A 23,472-nucleotide genomic window follows, 5' to 3' on the forward strand; every position below is an offset into this window, starting at 1 on the left:
AGGCAATAGGGCGCTTCCATCTCCACTCATGTCCAATCGATAGACCGCAGTAGCGCATATAGATAAGAGGACATCGCTTATTTAGCTTGACTAGAGTGGAGGTAGCCAGTTGGAACAATATCAAATTGTGCCCTGGGATGATCTGTCTTCGGACGAATCGATGCGTTCCCTTAACCTGGAACAATACGTGCCGCCCGAAGTGGAGAAGCTCGCGTATGAGGTCATGAAATCTTACGATATGAGCGTCAGCGGAATGACGCTGATAACGTCCAAGCCGGACAAAGGCGGCGCCATCTGGCGGATCGAGACAAACCGCGGACCAAGGAGTCTGAAGGTGCTGCATCGGACGCCGCAGCGAAGTCTGTTCAGCGTCGGCGCGCAGGAGTACGTAGTCAGCAAGGGCGCCAGAGTGCCAGGGATTATTCTCACCAAGGATGGTCGCAATTCCGTTGAAGCCGGAGGGAAGCTGTGGATCGTAACGGACTGGATCGATACGTTGACGCCCGTCATGAAGATCGATCTGGAGGGAGCGCGGACATTGTGCCACGGTCTCGGGGAGTTTCATCAATGGTCAAAGGGTTACGAGCCGCCTGCCAAGGCGGGCAAATCGTCCCGTATTTTCAAGTGGGAGAGCCAGTACCAGAAGATCATGACGAAAATTGGCTGGTTCCGCCATATTGCCAATGCTTATCCCAATACGGAAGCGAGCGGACATCTATTGTCCGTGCTGGATACGTTTGAGGGGCAGGCGCGCGACATCCTCAAGCGGTTCCAGGAATCGGCTTACAAAAGAATGGTCGCGAAAGGCGAGGCTCACTGGGGGCTGGCCCACCAGGATTACGGCTGGTCCAACGGACAGATGGGTCCTGGCGGCATCTGGGTCATCGATCTTGACGGGGTCGCCTTCGACCTCCCTATCCGGGATCTCCGCAAAATCATCACCAGCACCATGGACGATATGGGCGCTTGGGATCTAGAGTGGATCAGGGGAGTCATCGACGCGTATCACTCCGCGAACCCGCTGGATCAAGAAACATTCGAGCTGCTCTGGATCGACATGGCGTTCCCGAATGAATTCTATAAGCACGTCAAAGAGGTTGTGTTTACGCCCGTCGAGTTCATGAACACGGAGTTGAACGCGATTCTCGACCGCGTCGTCGCTACAGAGACGAACAAGTGGGATGTGCTGCGCGAGCTGGAGAAAGACAAAACGAAGTATGCGGCCGGAGATTATCCGGACGTGACGGCTGCGCCGAGCGGACCGTATCGCTACAAGGATTATGCCAAGGAAGGCGCGGCGCCGATCGTGGAGATACCTGGATCCAAACGCAAGCGCAAGGACAAGGAGAAGAGCGATGCCATTCGTATTGTCCTCAATCCGGACGGGAAGGCGAAGATCATTCCGGGCGGAGAAACACCGCGCAAGCTGTCCAAAAAAGAGGAAAAGAAACTTGCCAAAAAAGAAGAAAAGAAGCTTTCCAAAAAACAGTTAAAGAAGCTGTCCAAAAAAGAGTTAAAGAAGCTATCCAAGAAAGAGGAAAAGAAGTCCTCCAAAAAAGAGTTAAAGAAGCTGTCCAAGAAAGAGCTCCGCAAGCTTCAGCGGTCCGAGCAACTGGCTTCGCAAGAGGGGCTGGCAGTACGCAAGCCGGAAAAGGCCGTATCGCCGTTGCGCCAGCCGGTAAAAGCCGTGGCTCCAGAACGAGAACGCATGAAACGCTACAAATACAGAACGGAGCCTGCCGCAGTAAAGCCGAAGTCCGGCAAGCCGAGCGCGGGCAGCGGGCAGAAGTCCAGGAGTACCGCCGCTGGGAGCAAGCCGCTTAAGCGTTCTACTTCGACTTCGAAGCCGGGAGCGGCTCTCAAGGAAGGATTAAAGAAGGCGGCGGGCGGAGGCCGTACGAGGTCAGCTTGGAACAAAGGAAAGAAGAAGGTCGGCGTGAAGCTGTATCTCACGGCGTACCGTGACAGTAAGTCGGCAAGGAGGACTGGGCTTGAACATTTTGATGATTTGCACGGAGAAGCTGCCGGTACCGAATATTAGAGGCGGAGCCATTCAGACGTATATCGGCGGTGCAGTCGGACTGCTGAAGGCGCAACACAACATTACGATCATTGGCAGGGACGATCCCGAGCTGGCAAGCGACGAGCGGGTGGACGGCGTACGTTATTTGCGCTTCGAATCAAACGGGGCATTGGAAACCTATATGAGCAATATGATCCCGTATTTAGCGGCTGCCGGGACTTCCTACGATCTCGTTCATATTTTTAACCGGCCTCGTCTCGTCATGCCTATCTCGAAGATCATGCCGAATGCCCGAATCGTGCTCAGCATGCATAACGACATGTTTAACCCGCACAAGCTGGCCAAGGAGGAAGGCGACGCCGTCGTGGAGCGGGTCGATACGATCATTACGATCAGCAACTACATCGGTGCCGCCATCTGCAAGGACTATCCGCAAGCGGAGTCCAAGATCCGCACGATCTATTCCGGCGTGGATCTGGGCAGATTCGCCCCATGGAAGCAGTCGAGGGCGGCGCTTCGGGACAGGGAGGATATTCGAGCCCAGCACGGACTTGGCAACAAAAAAGTTATTCTATTCGTCGGTCGTTTGTCGCGCAACAAAGGACCGCATGTACTCGTACGCGCGATGTCCCAGGTCAAACATTCTGATGCCGTGCTTGTCATCGTGGGAGCGGCCTGGTACAGCGATGATCGCATCAGCGATTATATCGCTTATCTTCGAGCAATGGCGGAGACGTCGCCGCTCCCCGTTATGACGACGGGATACGTGCAAGCGAGCGACGTGCATAAGTGGTTCTGCGCGGCGGATATGTTCGTCTGCACGTCGATCTGGGAAGAGCCGCTTGCGAGGGTTCACTACGAAGCGATGGCGGCAGGGCTGCCGCTTATTACGACTGCGCGCGGCGGCAATCCGGAGATCATCCGCGGCAATAACGGCGTGATCGTCCAGAATCCGGAGGACCCGGCGGAATACGCAACAAAAATTAACGCGATGCTGTCCAACTTGGGAGAATCCCGGCAGATGGGGCTTAACGGCCGCAAGCTGACGGAGGATAACTTTACCTGGAGTCACGTTGCGGGCAACATTTTGGAGGTATGGAATACGCCTAGACAGGCGCCCGTTGAGCTCGTTACCGAGGGATCCGATTCAGCGGGCGAGCAAGAAGCTCTCGAAGCGGGACAGCAAGGAGCTCCCGAAGCGGGAGAGCAAGGAGCTCCCGAAGTGGGAGAGCAAGGAGCTCCCGATTCGGGAGAGGCCGACGATATGGACGGGGTAGATCCTACGAGTGACGAGTCTCTATAGTCACTCCTAAAGGTAGATGTTTTGTCGATAAGAGGTAATCAACTTGGGCACGGCGAGGCTAAAGGATAGTTATAGGCTCGTAATCAAGCCCGTCAAAAAAAGGACTGCATCCTCTCCGCAGGGAGAGGAACAGTCTTTTTTTGCTTTTCCCGGACAGCAAGGCTCTCTGCCCAAGGACGGCACTCGTTAGGCTGCTCAGGGCTCAATAGCCCGACCTTTTCGTACTATTGCTTCGCTCGGAGTTCCTTTATTGGCCCCTGTAGCCCGTCCTTTTCGGGCTATTGCGCCAGCTGGGGCTGCTCTGCATGCTGTATTCCGATCATCGTTTATCGTTGAGTACTCCGCTCTCTTGGGAAGCAACGCCGAAAGCCCGTTCCGCTAACGGAACGGGCAAACTTTTGAGGACTAGAGGACATAGGTGTAGAATAAGTCCTCCTCTTAAACCTTTTCTTAAACCACCTCTTAAATCCTCCTCTTAATCGTCCTCTTCTTCATCCTCTTCGTCATCCAAATAATCATCCAAATCGTAATCTACATCGTCGTCCTCATCATCGGCGCCTTCTTCGCCGTCGCGCTCATCCTCATCGACCTCGAACGTGACTTCTGCGACCGAGTCCCACTTGATCGATTCGAGCAGCCGTTTGGCGGCTTTGCTGGACAGCTCCTGTCCCTCCAGATTCATTACTTTCTTGCTGCCGTCCTCGTAAACGAGACTCATGCTGATCACCGTGTTCTCCTGGAGCACTTCTTTGCTTTGTTTCTTTAAGCTGGACAACTTATCACTCCTCCGTCCGGTACATTATTGGCACTCCGTATATTGTATAAGAGGCGAAGGCTGTTGGATTGGGTTAATGAGACAGGTTATTCGTCGATTTTCTCGAAATATAAGAAAGCATTAAAAAACGTATTGACTCTCACGTTACGTGATACTTTAGAGTAAGGGTTGAAAGGAGGCCGAAGCGCCATGAAGGTAAAAGAGGTTGCGGATCTGACCGGGATCAGCGTGCGCACGCTGCATCATTACGATGAGATCGGATTGTTAGTTCCCGACGGGACCACGGAGGCGGGGTATCGCGACTATTCGGAGCGAAATCTTGAGCTTCTACAACAAATTTTATTTTTTCGGGAGCTTGGGTTTACTTTGAAAAAAATCAAGGAAATCGTCACAAGCAAATCGTTCGACCGGCTGGAAGCGCTGGAGCGGCATCGGGAGAGGCTGAACGAGAAGCGAAGCCAGCTGGAGCAATTGCTCCGAACGGTGGAGCAGACGATCAGACACGCGAAGGGAGAGGTAACCATGACAAACGAAGAAAAATTCAAAGGCTTCGATTTCGGCAGCAACCCATACGAACAAGAGGCAAGAGAGCGCTGGGGCGACAAGGCCGTCGACGAATCGAACGCGAAGATGGAGAAGCTGAAGCAAGATGGCAAAATGCAGGCTTTCCAAGACGAGATGAACGAATTGTACAGGAAGCTGGCGGCCGTCCGCCATGACGATCCGTCATCGGAGGCGTCGCAAGAGGCGATCGGCCAATGGTTCACGCTGCTGAACCAAATGGGCTCGTATTCGCTGGAGGCGTTCAAAGGTCTCGGGCAGATATATGTTGATGACGCACGATTCACGCGTAATATCGACCAGTTCGGAGAAGGTCTCGCCCTGTTCATGCGGGACGCGATGGCATATTACTCAGACAGCCGACTTGGCTAAAATGCGGCGAACGGAAGAATAGAGGCAGCCGAGGCTCTTGAAGCCCGGCCGTCTCTTCTCGAATGAAAGGATATCATAAGTTTTCTCATGCTTGACCTATCCTTTTCGAGATGAAACCCGCGGTCTTTCCCGAGGGCAGCGAAGCCAGTTCACCTTGGACTTTCTTCTGACAGTAACATTGTATTGTTGCACGACCTTATGGGAGTGGAGACCAATGGTATGCCTAATCTATAAATAAAGGGAAAAGCTCCATCTAATCTGAACGAATCGGGCTGTTTGCCTATCTTAAAGGGAAAACCGCCCTCTAATTGAATAGGTTTTGCCGAGATGTATGGATTCGGCCTAAATTAGAGGGAGGAAATCCCTCTAAGACTCAGGGGATGACGAGGAGAGGGCAATTAGAGGGAGATTTTCCTCTTATCAAAGAAGGACGACGCCCCCTGCCCTGTACAGGAAGATGTATCTAGTTATCCAAGAAGAATGATGATCACCCTGCCCTGTACAGGAAGATGTATCTTGTTATCCAAGGGAGATGATGATCACCTGCCCTGTACAGGGAGAGGTAACTAGTTATCCAAGAATGATGATGATCACCTTGTATAGGAAGAAGCTTATCTTGGTCGGTCTTGGTTTGTCTTGGTTTGTCTTGGTTTGTCTCGGTTGATCTTGGTTTGTCTAGTTTTGTCTCGGATGGTTGTAACCAACACCACCAAAACCATGTCTGCTAAAAAGCTCCTTCCGCAGCCGTCCTTGATGGACGCCGGGGGGCTCTTTACTTTTGCCCTGCGATCGGTCTACGATGGTAGTAAATGATAGGTGGAGTGGCTTCGACCGCACGAAACGCGAGAATCGAAGTCAGGATGGAGGAAGAAACCGAGATGTGGTTAACGCTTGCGATTATTATCCTGATTGTGCTGGTTATCGTTGTCGCCGTTCCGCTTGTACAAATCGTCGTCCCCGTCTTCGGGAGCCGGCCCTCCCGCGAGGAACTCGGGAGATATGCGAGTCTTCCGCATTATGACAACGGGAAGTTTCGTTATCCCCTCGAATCGAAGGTGCTGATGAGCTTTAAAGAAATGCTGCCTGCCGCCTGGGAATTCATTCGGGGCAATCCCGATCGAAATCCTCGTGAGGCGCTTCCGTATGTTGCGCTCGGCGAAGAAGATCTCAGGCTGAGCCGGCAACCAAGGGTTATCTGGTTCGGCCACTCCGCGGCGCTGCTGCAGATGGATGGGCTGACGATCCTGTTCGATCCGATGTTCGGCAAGGCGCCATCGCCGTTTCCCATTGTCGGAGGCAAGCGTTATGGAGGCAAGCTGCCTATGCAGCTGGAGGCTCTTCCGAGAATCGATTACGTATTTATTTCGCATGATCATTACGATCATCTGGACTATCCCTCTATCAAACGGCTGGAAGCGAAGGTCGGACACTTCTTTGTGCCGCTGGGCGTAGGAGCGCACTTGCAGCGTTGGGGAGTATCCCGTAATCGGATAACCGAGATGGACTGGTGGGAGGAACGCGAGGTCGGCAGCCTAAAGCTGGCTTGCGCGCCCGCGAGACATTTCTCCGGCAGGGGAACGACGACTCGGGACAGCACCTTATGGTGCTCTTGGGCGTTGCGGGGCCGAGAAGGGAATATATTTTTCTGCGGGGACAGCGGGTATGGTCCGCACTTCCAGGAGATTGGGGAGCGGCTGGGTCCATTCGATCTGACGTTGATGGAATGCGGGCAATACGACGAGAAGTGGGCGGCGATCCACATGCTGCCGGAGCAGACGGTGCAGGCGCATCTCGACGTGCGGGGCGGGCTGCTGCTGCCGATTCACTGGGGAGGCTTTACGCTCGCGATGCACAGTTGGGATGATCCTGCCATTCGCGTGACGAAGGAAGCGGAGCGTAGAGGCGTGACGATCACGACCCCGATGATCGGAGAGAGCATTCCTCTGCGAACGGAGGGGGGCTATCCGAACCGGAAATGGTGGGAGGCTTAAGCCAATAGCGAGAGGGGGAAACGTATGGATTGGGAAGTCCACATCGAACGGTGGAGCCGAGCCGCCGTTAGGCTGCTGGATATTCGGGAGTATAGCGCGGAGAAGGGAACGCTCCCTGATCGTTATGTAACGCCATCCAGCTTTTTTATCATTACGACCCATGGGGAGGCGAGGGTGAGTCTGTCGGGAACGGTCTATCAAGCCCGTTCGCCTCACATTCTGCATGGAGGGAAGGAATCGGAGCTGGGCATGGCGCCGCTAGGAAGCGATTATGCCTGTTATGTAATTCTTTACAGGGCGGATTGCGACTCGCCGGAGGAGGAGGAGAGCTTCCGCATGCCCTATGCGTTCCATCCCGGCGCGTCTCTGGTTCTGCAGGAAAAGTGTCTGGCCATGCATCGCCTGTGGCAGCAAACAACCTCGCTGGGGAAGCTTCAGGCGCAGTCCGCCTTCCTTCCGTTGGTGTACGAGATTATGCGGCAGCTCTGCATGTCGGCAAAGGAGAACGGCAGACCGAACCTGGTAACCGAGGCGATTTATTATATTCACGAACATTACAGGAAGCCGATAACAGCCGAGGAGTTGGCCGGCATTTACGGCTGCAGCGCAAGCTACTTGTCCCGCTTGTTCAAGAGCCAGATCGGCGTCGGTCCAATCGAATACCTGATTCATGCGCGCATTCGCAAAGCGAAGCAGTTCCTGGTGCATTCGGAGGCTCGTATCCAGGAGGTCGCGGGCAGCGTCGGCTATGCGGATGTCTATTATTTCAGCCGTCTGTTCAAGAAACATACGGGCTGCTCCCCGCTGCAATACCGGGAGGAGCGTCGGCAGGCAGTTCAGAATAATCCATTGCGGCTGTTAAAATCGTCTATTGTATCCTCTGAGCCCTATTCCCATAATGAGAATGAGATTTGTTATCAATGGATGGGGGAAGGGGAAACATCAATGTTTAGATTTTCAAGACCAACGTTCGGAGCGATGATGCTGCTATGCACAACCTTGCTGCTGAGCGCATGCCAGGCAAACAACAATTCGGGGGCGCCGTCCTCGCCGTCAGCTTCGGCAGGGGCAACTGCAGCCAGTGAGACTGCAGAAACACGTACTTACAAGCATTTGAAAGGCGAAACGGAAATTCCGGTGAAACCTCAGCGTGTAGTCAGTCTCTTCCATTTGGGCGAACTGATGGCGGTAGGGGTAAGGCCGGTTGGCGCAACGCCACACATTCTGGATAATCCGCTGATTGGCGATACTTCGGATATTACGAATATCGGGAATCCTCCCGATCTGGAGAAGATTCTGCTGCTGGAGCCCGATCTTATTGTGACAACGGAGCCGTTCGCGGAGGTCGTGGAAGGCGGATACGAAGCACTGAGCCAGATTGCGCCGACGATTGTTGTGGAGCAGTACAACGATCCGATCAAGGATGTCGAGATGTTCGGCGATATTCTTGGCAAGCAGGAAGAAGCGAAGCGATGGAATGAGGCGTTTGCGGCAAAAATCGTGCAATACAAAGAAAAGATCAGCCCGGTTATTGGGGCGAATGAAACGTTCTCGATACTGAATGTGCGCCCCGGATCGATCTTTATTTACGGCGATACCAATATGGGGGGCAACATTATCTACAAGTATCTGGGCTTGAAGCCGACCGAAAAAGTAAAGAATGACGTTATTAACGGAGAGACATGGGATATATCGATGGAAGTGATCCCCGAATTCGTAGGTGATCGGTTATTGCTTGCCGTAAATGACGGAGCGGAGGAAGACATGAAGAGGGTGGATAAGTTTATCCGGAATACGCCTGCAGGCAAAGCCGGTCATATTTACCCGATCGATTTTGACAAGTTTCTGTTCAGCGATCCGATCTCGGTCGAGCAGCAGCTGGATATCATCGTCGATTTGCTGGTCGAAGGCAGTCAGTAATGGACATTGAACTATGAATTTAAAAGGGGATGCTCCGAAAGTCGCGATGACTTGGGGCATCCCCTTTCTTTATGAACCTAGAACGTCAAGAAGCCCATGGCCTCTTTGGCAGCATTCAGCGTGCGATTCGCGACTTCCGCGGCGCGGTTCGCGCCGTCCTTCAGGATGCGGTCGAGCTCTTCGGAATGGACGAGCTCGGCATATCTCTGCTGGATCGGCTCGAGCTTGGCGATGACGACTTCGGCGAGATCCTTTTTGAATGCGCCATAGCCTTGCCCTTCGAATTTGCGCTCGACCTCTGCGATCCCGATATCCGCGAAGACGGAATAGATCTCGATGAGGTTGCTGACGGCCGGCTTCGCATCCCAGTCGTAGCGCACGTTCATGTCGGAGTCGGTGACGGCGCGGGAGAACTTCTTGCGAATGACGCCCGGCTCGTCGAGCAGGAGAATGTAGCTGCTTTGGTTCGGGTTGCTTTTGCTCATCTTGCTGGAAGGATCGTCAAGGCCCATGACCCGAGCGCCAACTTCTCTAATGATCGGCTCCGGCACGGTAAACGTCTCTCCGAACCGATTGTTAAAGCGGGTTGCGAGGTCGCGCGTCAGTTCCAGATGCTGCTTCTGGTCGTCTCCGACCGGCACATGCGTCGCCTGGTACAGCAGGATGTCGGCGGCCATAAGCGCCGGGTAAGTGAAAAGAGCGGAGCTGACGATATCTTTGCCGTCCGACTTATCCTTGAATTGCGTCATGCGGCTAAGCTCGCCGAAGTGAGCCTGCGTCTCCATCAACCAGCCGAGCTCCGCATGGGCGGATACATGCGACTGCATAAAGATGGCGCTGCTGCGGGGATCGATCCCCGCAGCGATGTACAATGCCGCGATCTGGCGCGAGCGCTCGCGCAACTCCTTGGGATCTTGTGGAATGGTGACGGCATGAAGGTCGGGCACGAAGAAGTAGCACTCACCCTCCTCTTGCATCATAACGAATTGGCGCAAGGCGCCGATGTAGCCGCCGATGTTGAGATCGCCGCTGGGTTTGATGCCGGACAGGAATCGTTTGTTGGACATGGGATAACCTCATTTCTTTGGAATAGGGGTCGTGTGCTCGTGTAATGGCTGCCGCTCCAGTAAACGCAAAAAAACGCTCCGCCCCCTGTAACAGGGACGAAGCGTGAACTCCGCGATACCACCCGAATTCGGCCAGTAGGGCCGCACTCTTCCACGAACGGAGCAAAACAGCGCGGGGCCGCTTGCGTGCTTTCGTTCATGTCTCCCTGGGATAACGGGGGGAGCTGCCGTCGGGGCCTACTGCTCGGGAACGAGGTTCGGGCCGAAGCGAGCGGATCCATTCTCTTAGACGTCTGCGCCGGACCTTTCACCAACCGCCGGCTCGCTGCGAGCATCCGCACCAAGGTACTACTTCCACTCATGGCTGTTACGATATATTGTTCATAAGCATAACGGCAATTCGGCGTCTAGTCAAGCAGGGCTTCGCGTTTTTTTTTGCGTAAAAATTTTGTCTAAAAATGGTGAGAAATGACCATATTATAGGAAACAATGCCAAACAATCGGGGATGGAACCAATGAGCAGGATGAGAAGCTGGAAGCGTTCATCGGCACGCCAGGCTGGCTTGGACGGGAACGATGCGGAGGAAACGCCAAGGCCGTTGTCGGCTTCGCTCGAGGACAATCTGGACACGATTCGGGAAGTTCTCGGAGGCAGCGACGATATCGTCATTCGGCCGATCCGGCTGAGCGGAGGTGTAGCAGCGGCCATCGTGTTTACCGAAGGATTGGCGAACGAGCAGCTTATAGCTGGATTTATTCTGGATAGAGCGATGTCGGACGACGCTGACCAGGAGCACGAACGGACCGGAAGGGGCGCCCAAGAGGTAGTATCCGAGCTCGAGCGGCATATCCTGGCCGTGGGAGAGCTGGAGTTCTTGCACGTGTTCAAGTCGCTGTTCCACGCCCTGTTGTCGGGAAATACGATTGTTCTGATGGACGGCCTCGACCACGCCATTGCGGCGGGAACCAAGGGATGGAAGGACAGAGGCGTATCGGAGACGAGCACGGAATCGGTCATTAGGGGACCGAGAGAAGCTTTCTCGGAGACGATCAGGACGAATACAGCACTGATTAGACGCAGAATCAAAAGTCCGCGGCTAAGACTGGAGACGAGCCGGATCGGGCGAGAAACCCAGACGGACGTATCCATAATGTACATGCAAGGAATTGCGAGTGACAAAATCGTCGAGGAAGTACGAAAGCGTCTGGACAACATCGATATCGACGGCATCCTGGAGAGCGGCTATATCGAGGAGCTGATTCAGGACGAGACGTACACGCCGTTCCCGACGGTATATAATTCCGAACGCCCGGATGTAATCGCAGCGGAGCTGTTGGAAGGGAAAATCGCGATATTGGTGGACGGAACGCCGTTTGTGCTGATCGTCCCTGCCGTGTTCGTCTCTTTTCTGCACGCGGCGGAAGATTATTATCACCGCGCCGACATAAGCACATTGATTCGGCTTCTGCGGTACGTAGGCATCTTAATCGCGCTGTACTTTCCATCGCTTTACGTGGCCATTACAACTTTCCATCAGGAGATGCTGCCTACGCAGCTGCTAATAAGTCTCGCCGCTCAGCGGGAGGGCATTCCATTCCCCGCATTCATCGAAGCAATCATGATGGAGGCGGCATTCGAAATTTTGCGGGAAGCGGGGCTCCGAATGCCGAGGACGATCGGTCCTGCCGTATCCATCGTCGGCACGCTCGTCATCGGCCAAGCCGCCGTAGAAGCAGGCATCATATCCGCGGCGATGGTCATCGTCGTATCTACGACGGCGATCTCTAGCTTCGTGTTCCCTGCGTACAGTATGGCCAATGCCATCCGAATGCTGAGATTTCCGCTGATGGGACTTGCGGCGTCGTTCGGATTGTTTGGCATCATTCTGGGAAGCTTCGCGATCGTACTGCATCTTACCAGTCTTCGTACGTTCGGGGTTCCGTATTTGACCCCTTTCGCCCCCATGAACCTTGGAGAGCAGAAGGATGCGATCTTCCGGTTGCCGCACTGGATGATGACCAGAAGGCCAAGTCTGCTTACAGGCTCCGGCGGCAAGCGGCAGCAGCCGGCGAAAGCGGCGAAGCCGAAGCCGGACAAATAGCCAGGAGAAGGAGCAATCACTATGCGAAGAGTCAGGACGCCAGGCACGCTTCTGCTCATCCTCGCGCTTGCGATGGCGACGGGGTGCTGGAACCGCCGCGAGCTAAACGACCTTGCCATTGTCACGGCGCTCGGCGTAGACAAGGCGGAACGCGGCTACCATGTGTCGGTGCAAGTCGTCGATCCGTCTGAAGTTGCGGCCAGATCGTCCGGAGGCAGTTTTTCCCCGGTGACCACATATGACGCAACAGGCGACACAATGGCGGAGGCGATCCGCAGAATGACGACGGTAACGCCGCGAAAGCTGTATTTTGCCCATTTGCGTCTCTTCGTGATTGGAGAGGCGCTTGCCCGGGAAGGAATGGGGAAGTCGCTCGACCTGCTGTCTCGCGATCAGGAAGGGCGGACGGACTTCTATATCGTTGTGGCCAAAGGGCATAAGGCGTTCGACGTTTTGCGTATTCTCACGCCTATGGAGAGAATTCCGGCCTCCAAGATGCATTCCTCGCTTCAAGTATCGGAACGTGCCTGGGCGCCAACCGTGTCGGTGCAACTGGATGATCTCATCACGGAGATCGTCGCCAAGGGCATACAGCCCGCTTTGACTGGCATCACGATTAAAGGTGATCCTATTGTCGGGCGCGAGCTCCAAAATCTGCGAACGCCGGATACGCCGACGAGACTGCAATACCAAGGCATTGCCGTGTTTCGTTCCGACAAGCTGATCGGATGGCTGAATGAATCGGAGAGCAAGGGCTTCAGTGATATTACGAATCGTCTAAATAGTACCATGGTGGAGATACCATGCCCCGAGGGGGGCAAGCTTGCCGTCGAGGTTATCCGATCGAAGTCGAAAATGGAAGGCAGCGTGAAAAACGGCAAGCCCGAGATCGTCGTCACTATGCGCTCGGAGGCGAATGTCGCGGATGTCGAATGCCATATGCATATTACGGGAAGGAACTCGCTGGAGGAGATTGAGAAGCGGGCGGAGGAGACGATGCGACTGAACGCGGAGCAAGCTGTCGCCAAAGCGAAGAAGCTGGGAACCGACGTGTTCGGCTTCGGCGAAGAAATTCATCGTGCGAGCCCAACGTACTGGAGCCGCGTCCAGAATGAATGGGACCAAATTTTCAAAGAGCTGACGGTTTCATTCAAAGTTGATATGAAAATCAGAAGAATCGGAACGGTAGGGGAGTCATTCCTCGACGAGATGAAGGAGTAGGAAGAAGATGGCGATAGTGGGAATAGCGGCGATAGCCGCTTGTATATGCGTTCTGGAAGTACCGCGCATGTGGCGGAGCAGGCAGTGGAAGGAGTTAGGGCTGTTCGGCTTCTTGCTTGCGCTCGGCACGGGGATTTCAGTGGGAATTGATCTGGACGCGGGGCTGCCTAATCCCATGGACTGGCTTGCCGCGATATTTCGTCCGATCGAAAATCTGGCAGAAACGACGTTTGGCCTGAGGAGAGTGAATGAGGGATGAAGAACCTCGTGCTGATTAATGGCAGACAATTCGCGCTCCTTGCGATCTATATTACTATCGGCGACACAATTCTGATCCTTCCCGCTGTCCCGGCGCAAGCGGCGGGGCGAGATGCCTGGATTTCCGCACTGCTGGGCATCGTCTTCGGAATCGGTGTCGTCCTGTTGTACAGCACGGTTGGGAAACGCAATGCCGGACGGACGTTTGTGGACTATGCGGAGACCGTGCTTGGGAGATGGCTGGGGGGCGCCGTAGCATGTGCCTTTCTCGGCTATATATTCTTATCGTCGGCTGCTCATGTGCGGGAGATCGGCGACTTCATGACGACGCAGATGATGCCGGAGACGCCGATTCATGCCATCCACATTTTCTATGCGGCCGTCGTCCTTTTGGCGGTTTACCTTGGGTTGGAGTGCATCGCAAGGACGAGCGAATTTTTTTTTCCCGTGTTGATTCTGTTCCTGATTGTATTCGTTCTATTCCTGGTGCCAAGTATAGAGACGAGCAATCTGCTTCCGGTTATGGAGAATGGGCTTGGTCCGGTCATGCAAGGCGCTGTCTCGACGACGGCCTACCCGTTTGCCGAGCTTAGCGTGCTGCTGATGGTTATTCCCCATGTCAAGAATTCGGGAGCTATTCGGGGCAGCTTCTTGAAGGGAGCACTGTTCGGAGGAGTTGTCATAGCGCTCATTATTTTTCTGTCCATCTCCATTTTGGGTCAGGACCTGGCCGCAAGAAACATGTATCCCAGCTATGCGCTGGCGAAGAAGATCGACGTGGGCCAATTCCTTCAGCGAATCGAGGTTATCCTGGCTTTTATGTGGCTGCTGACGAGCTTCATCAAGACCTCTTTGTACTTCTATGTGTTCCATATGACACTCGCCCATTTGTTCCGTCTTCAACAATACCGGTCGATGGTACTGCCGTCAGGTGTCCTTCTTGTGGCTATGTCCGTGCTGATCTCTCCGAATATCAATCACTTCCAGCAGATGAATGATTATTGGCCGTACATGGATTTGACCCTGGGTGTAGGAACCTCGCTTTTACTGCTGGCCGTGGGCTTTATCCGTGGCGGCAGCCTCTCGCCGAAGCAAGGAACGTGAAAGTTTCGTTAATCAGCAAATCCCCGTATGCGGAAGCCCCCATTCTATGTTACGATACGTCAGACGCAAATAGAGAATAGACATAGGATGAAGGTGAAGAGTTTGAGTGAACCTGCTGGACAACAGGTTCTTGGCGGAGGAGAGAAGGCCAAGGATCTTAAGTTGTTTTATTTGACGTGGCCGATTTTCCTTGAAGTGGCGTTGTTTATGATGATGGGGATCGCGGATACGTTTATGCTGAGCGAGATTTCGGACAACGCGGTGTCCGGCGTAGGCGCGTCCAACCATTATCTGCACATCGCCATTTTGCTGCTGGAGGTCATCGGCAACGGGGCGTCCATCGTCGTGGCTCAGTATATCGGTTCGAAGAAATTTTTTGAAGCGGCCAAAATATCGGCGCTCGCCGTTACGCTCAATCTGATCGTCGGCGTGGTGCTGAGTATCGGATTCGTAGCATTTAACGGTTACTTGCTGAGTTCATTGAATCTGCAAGGCGAAGTGTACGACTACGCCCAAAGTTATTTGCAAATTGTCGGCGGAGCGATTTTTCTGCAAGCGATTATCAACTCGCTGGCAGCGATCATTCGCGTGCACGGATTTACAAAGGAAGCGATGCTTGTCGCGCTGGGCATGAACGTTATCCATATTATTGGCAACTATGCGCTGATCTTCGGTAACTGGGGCATGCCGGCCCTGGGCGTGGAGGGCGCGGCGATCTCGACGATTGGCAGCCGCCTTATCGCGGTCGTCGTCTTCTTTTGGCTGCTGTATCGCATTATGGAAGTGCGTATCCAGTTCCGCTATTATTTAAATCTGTCCAAGGAATTTGTAGGCAAAATTTTAAAAATCGGCATCCCTTCCGCACTGGAACAGGTAATGTACCATAGCTGCCAGATCGTCTTCCTCGCTTACACGACGTATCTGGGCGAGGCGTCGCTGGCGGCGAAGCAATACGCATCCAATATTTCGATGTTGATCTATCTGTTCGCATTCGCGATCGGCATCGGCACGTCCATCATGGTCGGCCGTCTTGTCGGCGAAGGGCGCCCGGACGCTGCGTACCGCCGCGTCTGGATGAGCGTTCGCTCCGCCAGCATCGGGACGCTGATCGTCGTCGTGATTGTGATGGTGTTCCGCGAGCAGCTCGTCGGCTTCTTTACGGATGATCCCGATGTGCTCAGACTGGGGGCGCAGGTGCTGCTCTATAGCTTTATTCTGGAGACAGGGCGCACGATTAATATCGTCATCGTAAACTCGCTGCGGGCTTCCGGCGATGCGAAGTATCCGCTCTATGTCGGTGTTTTCTCGATGATTGGCATGAGCTTGCCCCTGGGCTATCTGTTGGTGTTCCAACTGGATATGGGGCTGCCGGGCGTTTGGCTGGCGATCGCCGCAGACGAGTGGGTCCGCGCGGTAATCTTCTACTTCCGCTGGCGCAGCCGCAAGTGGGAGAAACACGCGCTGGTCAGACCGGACACGCCGCCCGCGGATGGACATGCCGCCGCGGTGCAGACGTAAGCCAGGGGGGCCGTTGGTTGCAGGCGGTAAGCTAGGGGAGCTGGTGTAGGCGTAGCCTGGGGAGCCATTGCAGGCGTAAGCTAGGGAAACCGGTGTAGGCGTAGCCTGAGGAGCTGTTGCAAGCGTAAGCCAGGGGGGCCGTTGGTTGCAGGCGGTCAGCTAGGGGAGCCGGTGTAGGCGTAGCCTGAGGAGCTGTTGCAGGCGTAAGCCAAGGGGGCCGTTGCAGGCGTAACCTGGGGAGCCGTTGCAGGATTAGGTCTGCGTACGGGTTGGCTGGACAACCCCTACGGCCCATCTGCTTTTTGAATCGTAAGAAGAGAATGTGCATTCCCCCGCGACTGTGCCATATGAGGTGCGGTGGCGGGGATTTTACTTTTCTGGAGATGCGAGGGTGGCGAGTATGTCGATGAGAACGGACTACCGCCGGTTTAAGTCGACGAGACCGACTTAAACTTGCAGATGCGCTTGGTTGGTGGTCTTTAAGTCGTCGAGACCGACTTAAACTTGCAGATGCGCTCGGTTGGCGGCCTTTAAGACGTCGAGACCGACTTAAACTTGCAGATGCGCTCGGTTGGCGGCCTTTAAATCGTCGAGACCGACTTAAATTTTCAGATGGGCTTGGTTGGCGGCCGTTAAATCGCCGAGACCGACTTAAACTTTCAGATGTGCTTGGTTGGCGGCTTTTAAGTCGTCGAGACCGACTTAAACTTTCGAATGCGCTCGGTTGGTGGCTTTTAAGTCGCCGAGACCGACTTAAACTTTCAGATGGGCTTGGTTGATGGCCATTAAGTCGTCCAGACCGACTCCCCCGGGGTTTCTGCCAGGGTGGTCTTAAGTCGGTGTACACGATGTATGTCTTACGCCGGCAAGCCATATTAGGGTTAGCGGAGCGTTTCTCACAAACGAAATTATCTTTTAATCGGTAGTTGACAATAACCGCGTCTTCTGATATCTTTAATTTAAGATAATGCAAATTGAAGGAAAGGAGTAGATGAATATGAGCAGTGACAACCATTCAACCCATCAATCGACTCAAGGCAACGCTGCTAAATCCAATGTCTCTCTGGACCTCTACATTGCGCTTTCGCGGGCCAGTCAGTGGGTAAATGCCCACATTGATCGGGATATTCGCAGCCACGGTCTCAACAGAACGGAATTCGGCGTATTGGAGATGTTGTATCATCGCGGGCCTCAGCCCCTGCAGCAGATTGGCGGTAAGGTGCTGATGAGCAGCGGCAACATCACATACGTCATCGATAAGCTGGAGAAAAAGGGACTGTGCCGCAGACGCGCATCCAAGGAAGACCGGCGGCTGATCTACGGCGAAATTACGGATGAAGGCAGCAAATTTATAGAAGAAGTGTTCCCGGCGCATACTATATGCATCGAAGAAGCGACTGGCGGTCTGACCGACGAAGAGAAGGCGCAGGCCAGCACTCTGCTCAAAAAATTAGGAAAGTACGCCCAGCAGTCCTACAAGTAGCCACACTAGGCAGGAAGGACTGCTTCTATCGAACATATATCTTAATTTTAAGATTCACAAATATTATGCAAAAAGAGGAGAGATATCCAATGACAATCCAAAACGCGCAAGGGCAAACGAGCTTCGAGGATCGTGCACAAACGGCAGGCATCCATCACATTACGGCATTCGTACGAGATCCGCAGGCCACTTCCGATTTTTATGCCGGGATACTGGGACTGCGTCTGGTAAAAAAAACGATCAACTTCGACGCTCCGGAAGTCTATCATCTGTACTTCGGCGATCAAAGCGGCAGTCCCGGCACCATCATCACGTTTTTCCCTTGGGAGGAATCCCGCAGGGGCCGGATCGGAGCGGGTCAAGTCGGCATCACGACGTATGTTGTTCCCGAAGGTGCACTGGCATTTTGGCGTGAGCGTTTGACGAGGTTAGGTGTCAAAGTAGAAGAGACGCAGCGTTTCGGCGAGACGTACCTGGGCTTCGCTGACACAGACGGGCTGCGCGGCGAGATCGTCGCCCGGGCAGAAGGAGCCAATAGCAGATGGTCGTTCGGAGGCGTGACAACGGACAAAGCGATCAAAGGTTTCGGAGGCGCGGTTCTGTTTAGCGGAGCGCCAGAGTCGACAGGCAAGCTGCTTCAGGATGTTATGGGATTAACGAAAGTTGGCGAGGATGTCGGTTACGTTCGTTATCGTTCTTTCGGCGACATCGGCAACATCATTGACGTTAACGCTACCGCGATGGCTCCAGGCCATGGAGGTCACGGCACGGTGCATCATATCGCATGGAGAGCGAAAGACGACGCGGAGCACGCGCTCTGGAGAAGCCACGTAGCCGCGAACGGCTATCAGCCTACTCCGATTGTGGATCGGCAATATTTTAACGCGCTGTACTTCAGGGAAGAAGGCGGAATTTTGTTCGAGATCGCGACGGATCCCCCGGGCTTCGCTCGAGACGAAGACGCGGAGCATCTTGGCGAGAAGCTGATGCTGCCCGAATGGTACGAACAGAACCGCGCGGAGATCGAGAAGCTGCTGACACCGTTCGAGGTACGCGAATTGGAGGGAATCTGAACAATGACGATGAAGATGAAGCATCTCTATATCAAGGGCAAAAATGAGGAAGCGCCTGTACTGCTAATGCTTCACGGGACGGGAGGCACAGAGCGCGACCTGCTGGGACTGGCGGAGCTGATCTCGCCTGGCTCCTCCGTTCTCAGCGTAAGAGGGAACGTGCTGGAGAACGGCATGCCGCGATTCTTCCGCAGACTCGCCGAGGGCGTGTTCGACATCGAGGATCTGGTATACCGGACTGGGGAGCTTCATGAGTTCCTGGCGGAAGCGGCGACGGAGTACGGATTTGATCGGAGCAATATCGTGGCGGCAGGCTACTCTAATGGAGCCAACATTGCGGGAAGCCTGTTGTTCCATTACAAGGATTCGCTCAAGGGCGCTATCCTTCTTCATCCCATGGTTCCTCTTCGCGGCATAAAGCTGCCGGATTTATCGGGCGTGCCTGTTTTCATAGCGGCAGGAGAAAATGACCCCCTCTGCCCGCCTACCGAGACGAAGGAGCTGGATGCTTTGCTTCGCGAAGCGGGGGCGGTTGTGGAAGTGCGATGGGATCGGTTCGGGCACCAATTGACGAGCGCAGAGGCGCATGCCGCTGCTGCGTGGTTTAAACAAACTTTTGCGATCGAATGAGGCATCCAGGCAGGGGATATTCGGCATTCCTATAATCGGTTACGATAAAAAGGACGGCTCATCCCGGCACGACCGGGAGACGGTCGTCCTTTTGCGCATCGCGCTTAATGAAGGGAGATTAACGATATGACGATGATTTCGATCGATCCGGAGGGACAGAGCACCCAGGACAATTATAAGCTTCTTATAGGCGGCATTATCCCGAGGCCGATCGCGTTAGTCACAACGTTGTCGGAGGAGGGAGTGTTAAATGCGGCGCCTTTCAGCTTCTTTAATATTGTCGCGGCCGATCCTCCGATGATTGCGGTATCGGTGCAGCGTAAAAGCGGCATACAGAAGGACACTGCCCGCAATGCCATAGCGAAGCGGCAATTCGTGACGCATATCGCGGATGAGCGTTATGTGGAAGCGTTAAACGTGACGGCGGCCCCCGCGCCTCCGGATGTGAGCGAGGTCGAGCTGGCGGGATTGACTCCAGTTGCCAGCGAGATCATCACCGTGCCCGGCGTAGCCGAGGCGGCGATCCGTCTGGAATGCGTGCTGGAGCAAGCCATCCCCCTTGGCGGTACGCTTATCGGAGATGCCGGCGTACCGTCGACCGACCTGCTCATCGGCCGCGTCGTCAGGTTCCATATTGACGAGAAGCTGTACAATAACGGGCGTATCGATCCGGAAGCGTTAAAGCCCGTAAGCCGATTGGCAGGGAATGACTATGCAAAGCTAGGCGAGAGATTTACGCTGGTACGCCCCACTTGAAACCCTGCGAATGTTTAATGTTTGCCGGGATTGGACAGGATCGTGATCCATATGATCAGCTAGATGGCAGCCTCGCGTTTCCAGCGGGGCCGACAGCAACCATTGCGGCTTCCTTCCCATCGTATGCATGCATGTCGGCAGCCTTCTCGCGATATACATAAGAGATTGCTGTATAGCAGATGACGGATGGGAAGAGGGAAGGCGGTGGCGGAGTGGAAGCGGAATGCGCCATTATCGGGGGAGGACCGGCAGGACTGAACGCTGCGTTGATGCTCGGCAGAGCCAGACGGAGCGTCTTGTTGTTCGACGACCATTCGCCGCGTAACGCGGTGACAAGACATACGCATGGTTTCATGACACGGGATGGCGCGACGCCGCAAGAGCTGAGGGTGCTCGCCCGGCGGGACCTCGCCCGTTATCCCTCCGTCTGGCCGGTTGACCGCCGGATCGAGGCGGTGGCTCCGCTGGATGGTTCAGGCTTCCTCCTGCGCGACCGAGGCGGAGCAACCTACCGGGCCAGGAAACTGCTGCTCGCGACTGGACTGAAGGAGACATTGCCGAAAATTACGGGAGTGACGGAGTTTTACGGCAGCAGTCTCTTCAATTGCCCCTATTGCGACGGATGGGAGCTCCGGGATGGGCCGCTCGTCGTCATCGCAGAAGGATCGAACGCATTCTCGCTGGCTCGTCTGGCGTATCAATGGAGCCGTGATCTGCTTGTCTGCACGAACGGTTCCTCGAGATCGCTTGGCAGGCTGGAGGCGCAGGCGCTAAGCGGCAGAGGAGTAGTTGTGACGGAGAAAAAAATCGCCGAGCTGGTCGGAGACAACGGCAAACTGCGAGCAGTCCGGTTCCACGACGGGACGGAAGCGAAGCGCTCGGGAGGCTTCATCTCGCCTTATTGGCGGCAGGCTGCGCCTTTCGGCGAAATGCTGGGCTGTCGTATAAACGGGCAAGGGGGCATAGAGACGGACAACTTGGGCCGCACAAGCATCCCCGGGGTATATGCGGCGGGCGATACCTCGGTAATCGCGCCGGCCCAGACATCTATCGCAGCTGGAGAAGGCAGTCGCGCGGCGATCGGCATCAACTCGGATCTCGTAAGAGAAGATTTCGGGGGCTAATGTATACCCATCACCATTATCAGCGAATGAAGATCTTTAGACATTCGCAAAAAAAGGTTATCCTCAGCGTTCGTTCATCATCTTAGTGATGAACGCAGGCGGGATAACCTTTTTTTCTAGAATTATAGGAAAGGAAACACTACTTTATAGTCATTTCGTTATACTTTCTCTACATTTCTCCAAGGATGTCGACAGCCATTTCACCTTGTTTTTGTTTGAAAGTTAACTTTGGTTAATATTTTCCCGGATTTCAAGGTGCTAGTATGTAGAAAAGGGTATTAGGAAACCGGGAAAGGTTGTGCGCAGATTTGAGGCTGGGAAGAGGATGGAGCAAAGCGGGGAAATGGGCGCTCGTCGTGCTGCTTGCGGGCAGCATGGTCTCGGGGGTGCCGGGTGAGGCGGCGGCAGAACCGGAGCCGGGGCTGGAGGAGTCGTATGTATTCGACGGCATGTTTCCGGGCGGGGCGTATTATTTGGATCAGGTTATGGATGTGGCAACAGATAACGCAGGCAATGTCTATGCAGCGGAGCAGTTCGGCCACAGAATCGTCAAGCTGAGTCCGAATGGAGAAGTGATGGCCGAGTGGCAGGGCGACAGCTCGATTGCCCCGCGTGCCATTACGGTGGACGGCGAAGGATTCGTATACGTTGGCAGCAAGGAGCAAGTACATAAGATCGATATGACTGCCATGACCGTCGAGGACACTTGGCATATTGCCGATATGGACGTCTCGGGGATGGCCGTTGATGCGGACGGCGAAAATGTCTATGTAGCCGACTATAATCTTGGCGGTATCCGGATACTGGATACGATGACCGATCATGTAGAAGTATGGACGAGCTTCTACGACTCGAGCGAGGTGGAGCGTCGATTCGACAGCATAGTCGATGTCGCCTTGGATGGCGAAGGCAATGTGTTCGTCATGGACCGGGATAACCGCATTATAAAAATGAACGGATATGGGGCTTATCTCGACATGCTGGAGGGAGGGGAGCAGTTCGGCAGCTTGCATGGTTTAGCGGTAGACGAAACGGGCCATATCTACGCCACCGATTACGATGAGAATGCGATCATCGCCATGAATGCATCGTTCGAAGTGTTGGCCACTCGTGGTTCCTATGGTATGGGTGCCGGGGAATTCGATTCGCCGCAAGGGATTGCCGTTGCCGCGAACGGTTCGGTGTATGTGGCCGATACTTCCAACCGGCGTGTACAGAAGCTGGATGCGGATACGCTCGAGTCGCAAGCCGTATGGGGGTCGTATGGCTCCGCTGAAGGGCAGTTCTTCATTCCGGAAGGTATAGCCGTCGATGGTGAAGGACATATCTATATCGCCGATCAGGGCAACGAGCGCATTCAACTGTTCGACCGTGAATTTGCTTTTATTGCAGCAAGAGACGGAGAAGATTCCTACTTCTCGCCATACGGCCTGGCGGTCGACGAAGCGGGACGCCTGTATATGACAAGCGACAGCGCGCTGCTGCGATTTGATCCAGCGAGCAATGGGGTTACGCATTTGAACGAGACTTCGTATCTATCGAACCCGGGCGAGGTCGCGGTGGATGCCGACGGCTTTATTTATGTAGCTAACACAAGCGGCTATAAGATCGTCAAGTTCGATGCATCTGGTGACAAGGTGCTGGAGATGGAGGGCGTGATGAGCCCAGGCAGCTTCTACTTCCGCCCAACTACCATCGCGGTGGATAGCGCAAGAGGGATTGTCTATACGGGCGATTCGACCAACATCCAAACCTTCAAAACGGACGGGGAGCATCTGCAGGAAAGCTGGGGCGAGCCGGAGGGCGGAGCTTTCGGATATATTTCCGGCATGGCGGTGGATAGCGAAGGCAATCTGTTCGTGACGGACGAAGGTAACAGCCGTATTCAAAAATTTAATCCCGACGGCGAATTGATAGCGAGCTGGGGGGCTTCTGGGAAGGGCGAAGGCGAGTTCGATGGACTTGCCGCCATCGCGGTGGACCGTGCCGGCAACGTCTACGTGACCGAGACGGGCAACCATCGGGTGCAGAAGTTCACGCCATCGACGCATGAGGTGAGCTTCGAAAGCAACGGCGGCAGTGCGGTGGAGGCAGCGACGGTGAAACACGGTGATACTGTGGAAGCACCAGAAGCTCCGATAAGAACGGGATACGCGTTCGGAGGTTGGTACACCGACGAAGAACTGACGGA

General features: G+C 54.5%; 18 protein-coding genes. 16 read left to right on the forward strand and 2 right to left on the reverse strand.

Going from position 1 to position 23,472, the window contains the following annotated elements:
- Positions 1 to 109 precede the first annotated feature (109 nt).
- On the forward strand, positions 110 to 2,041 hold the full coding sequence (locus tag PAT3040_RS32135) for a CotS family spore coat protein (RefSeq protein WP_258235269.1): 1,932 nt from the start codon (positions 110 to 112) through the stop codon (positions 2,039 to 2,041).
- Positions 1,992 to 3,326, forward strand: coding sequence for a glycosyltransferase family 4 protein (locus PAT3040_RS32140; protein WP_108995883.1), 1,335 nt, complete (start codon positions 1,992 to 1,994; stop codon positions 3,324 to 3,326). The genes PAT3040_RS32135 and PAT3040_RS32140 overlap by 50 nt, the downstream gene beginning before the upstream one ends.
- Before the next feature lie 475 nt (positions 3,327 to 3,801).
- Here PAT3040_RS32140 and PAT3040_RS37745 read toward each other — a convergent pair whose 3' ends face one another.
- The gene (locus PAT3040_RS37745) at positions 3,802 to 4,101 is read right to left on the reverse strand and encodes a hypothetical protein (protein ID WP_181376970.1); all 300 of its coding nucleotides are present in this window, start codon (positions 4,099 to 4,101) and stop codon (positions 3,802 to 3,804) included.
- Positions 4,102 to 4,290: 189 nt separating this feature from the next.
- Between PAT3040_RS37745 and PAT3040_RS32150 the strand changes: the two genes are divergently transcribed.
- The 3 genes from PAT3040_RS32150 to PAT3040_RS32160 all read left to right on the forward strand — a co-directional run bounded on the left by PAT3040_RS32150 (position 4,291) and on the right by PAT3040_RS32160 (position 8,945).
- Complete coding sequence (locus tag PAT3040_RS32150; RefSeq protein WP_108995884.1) at positions 4,291 to 5,034, forward strand: MerR family transcriptional regulator; 744 nt, start codon at positions 4,291 to 4,293, stop codon at positions 5,032 to 5,034.
- Between the two features lie 878 nt (positions 5,035 to 5,912).
- On the forward strand, positions 5,913 to 7,025 hold the full coding sequence (locus PAT3040_RS32155) for an MBL fold metallo-hydrolase (protein WP_108995885.1): 1,113 nt from the start codon (positions 5,913 to 5,915) through the stop codon (positions 7,023 to 7,025).
- Between the two features lie 24 nt (positions 7,026 to 7,049).
- Complete coding sequence (locus tag PAT3040_RS32160) at positions 7,050 to 8,945, forward strand: helix-turn-helix domain-containing protein (protein ID WP_108995886.1); 1,896 nt, start codon at positions 7,050 to 7,052, stop codon at positions 8,943 to 8,945.
- Between the two features lie 77 nt (positions 8,946 to 9,022).
- Here PAT3040_RS32160 and trpS read toward each other — a convergent pair whose 3' ends face one another.
- Positions 9,023 to 10,012, reverse strand: a complete 990-nt coding sequence (gene trpS, locus PAT3040_RS32165) for a tryptophan--tRNA ligase (protein WP_108995887.1) — start codon at positions 10,010 to 10,012, stop codon at positions 9,023 to 9,025.
- 524 nt (positions 10,013 to 10,536) lie between these two features.
- Here trpS and PAT3040_RS32170 point away from each other — a divergent pair.
- The 11 genes from PAT3040_RS32170 to PAT3040_RS32220 all read left to right on the forward strand — a co-directional run.
- Positions 10,537 to 12,114 (forward strand): spore germination protein, encoded by a 1,578-nt coding sequence (locus PAT3040_RS32170; protein ID WP_108995898.1) that lies wholly within the window; start codon positions 10,537 to 10,539, stop codon positions 12,112 to 12,114.
- 21 nt (positions 12,115 to 12,135) lie between these two features.
- Positions 12,136 to 13,335, forward strand: coding sequence for a Ger(x)C family spore germination protein (locus PAT3040_RS32175; RefSeq protein ID WP_108995888.1), 1,200 nt, complete (start codon positions 12,136 to 12,138; stop codon positions 13,333 to 13,335).
- 7 nt (positions 13,336 to 13,342) lie between these two features.
- Positions 13,343 to 13,594, forward strand: coding sequence for a hypothetical protein (locus PAT3040_RS32180; RefSeq protein WP_108995889.1), 252 nt, complete (start codon positions 13,343 to 13,345; stop codon positions 13,592 to 13,594).
- Complete coding sequence (locus PAT3040_RS32185) at positions 13,591 to 14,697, forward strand: GerAB/ArcD/ProY family transporter (RefSeq protein WP_108995890.1); 1,107 nt, start codon at positions 13,591 to 13,593, stop codon at positions 14,695 to 14,697. Before PAT3040_RS32180 ends, PAT3040_RS32185 begins: the two co-directional genes overlap by 4 nt.
- 93 nt (positions 14,698 to 14,790) lie before the next feature.
- On the forward strand, positions 14,791 to 16,215 hold the full coding sequence (locus PAT3040_RS32190) for an MATE family efflux transporter (protein ID WP_373863992.1): 1,425 nt from the start codon (positions 14,791 to 14,793) through the stop codon (positions 16,213 to 16,215).
- 997 nt (positions 16,216 to 17,212) lie between these two features.
- Positions 17,213 to 17,698 carry a MarR family winged helix-turn-helix transcriptional regulator gene (locus tag PAT3040_RS32195; RefSeq protein WP_108995892.1) on the forward strand — a complete coding sequence of 162 codons (486 nt, stop codon included), beginning with the start codon at positions 17,213 to 17,215 and terminating at the stop codon, positions 17,696 to 17,698.
- A gap of 89 nt (positions 17,699 to 17,787) precedes the next feature.
- A complete protein-coding gene (locus PAT3040_RS32200) occupies positions 17,788 to 18,771 on the forward strand; it encodes a VOC family protein (protein WP_108995893.1) in 984 nt (327 codons plus the stop codon).
- Positions 18,772 to 18,780: 9 nt separating this feature from the next.
- Positions 18,781 to 19,401 carry an alpha/beta hydrolase gene (locus tag PAT3040_RS32205; protein ID WP_108995899.1) on the forward strand — a complete coding sequence of 207 codons (621 nt, stop codon included), beginning with the start codon at positions 18,781 to 18,783 and terminating at the stop codon, positions 19,399 to 19,401.
- Between the two features lie 132 nt (positions 19,402 to 19,533).
- Entirely contained in the window at positions 19,534 to 20,157 is a 624-nt protein-coding gene (locus PAT3040_RS32210; RefSeq protein ID WP_108995900.1) for a flavin reductase family protein, read from the forward strand.
- 179 nt (positions 20,158 to 20,336) lie between these two features.
- Positions 20,337 to 21,281 (forward strand): NAD(P)/FAD-dependent oxidoreductase, encoded by a 945-nt coding sequence (locus PAT3040_RS32215; protein ID WP_373863991.1) that lies wholly within the window; start codon positions 20,337 to 20,339, stop codon positions 21,279 to 21,281.
- Positions 21,282 to 21,589: 308 nt separating this feature from the next.
- Positions 21,590 to 23,472, forward strand: a 1,883-nt coding sequence (locus PAT3040_RS32220) for an SMP-30/gluconolactonase/LRE family protein (RefSeq protein ID WP_219930345.1), incomplete at its 3' end; no start/stop codon positions are given.

It is taken from the genome of Paenibacillus agaridevorans (assembly GCF_003112455.1).
Lineage (GTDB): Bacteria > Bacillota > Bacilli > Paenibacillales > Paenibacillaceae > Pristimantibacillus > Pristimantibacillus agaridevorans.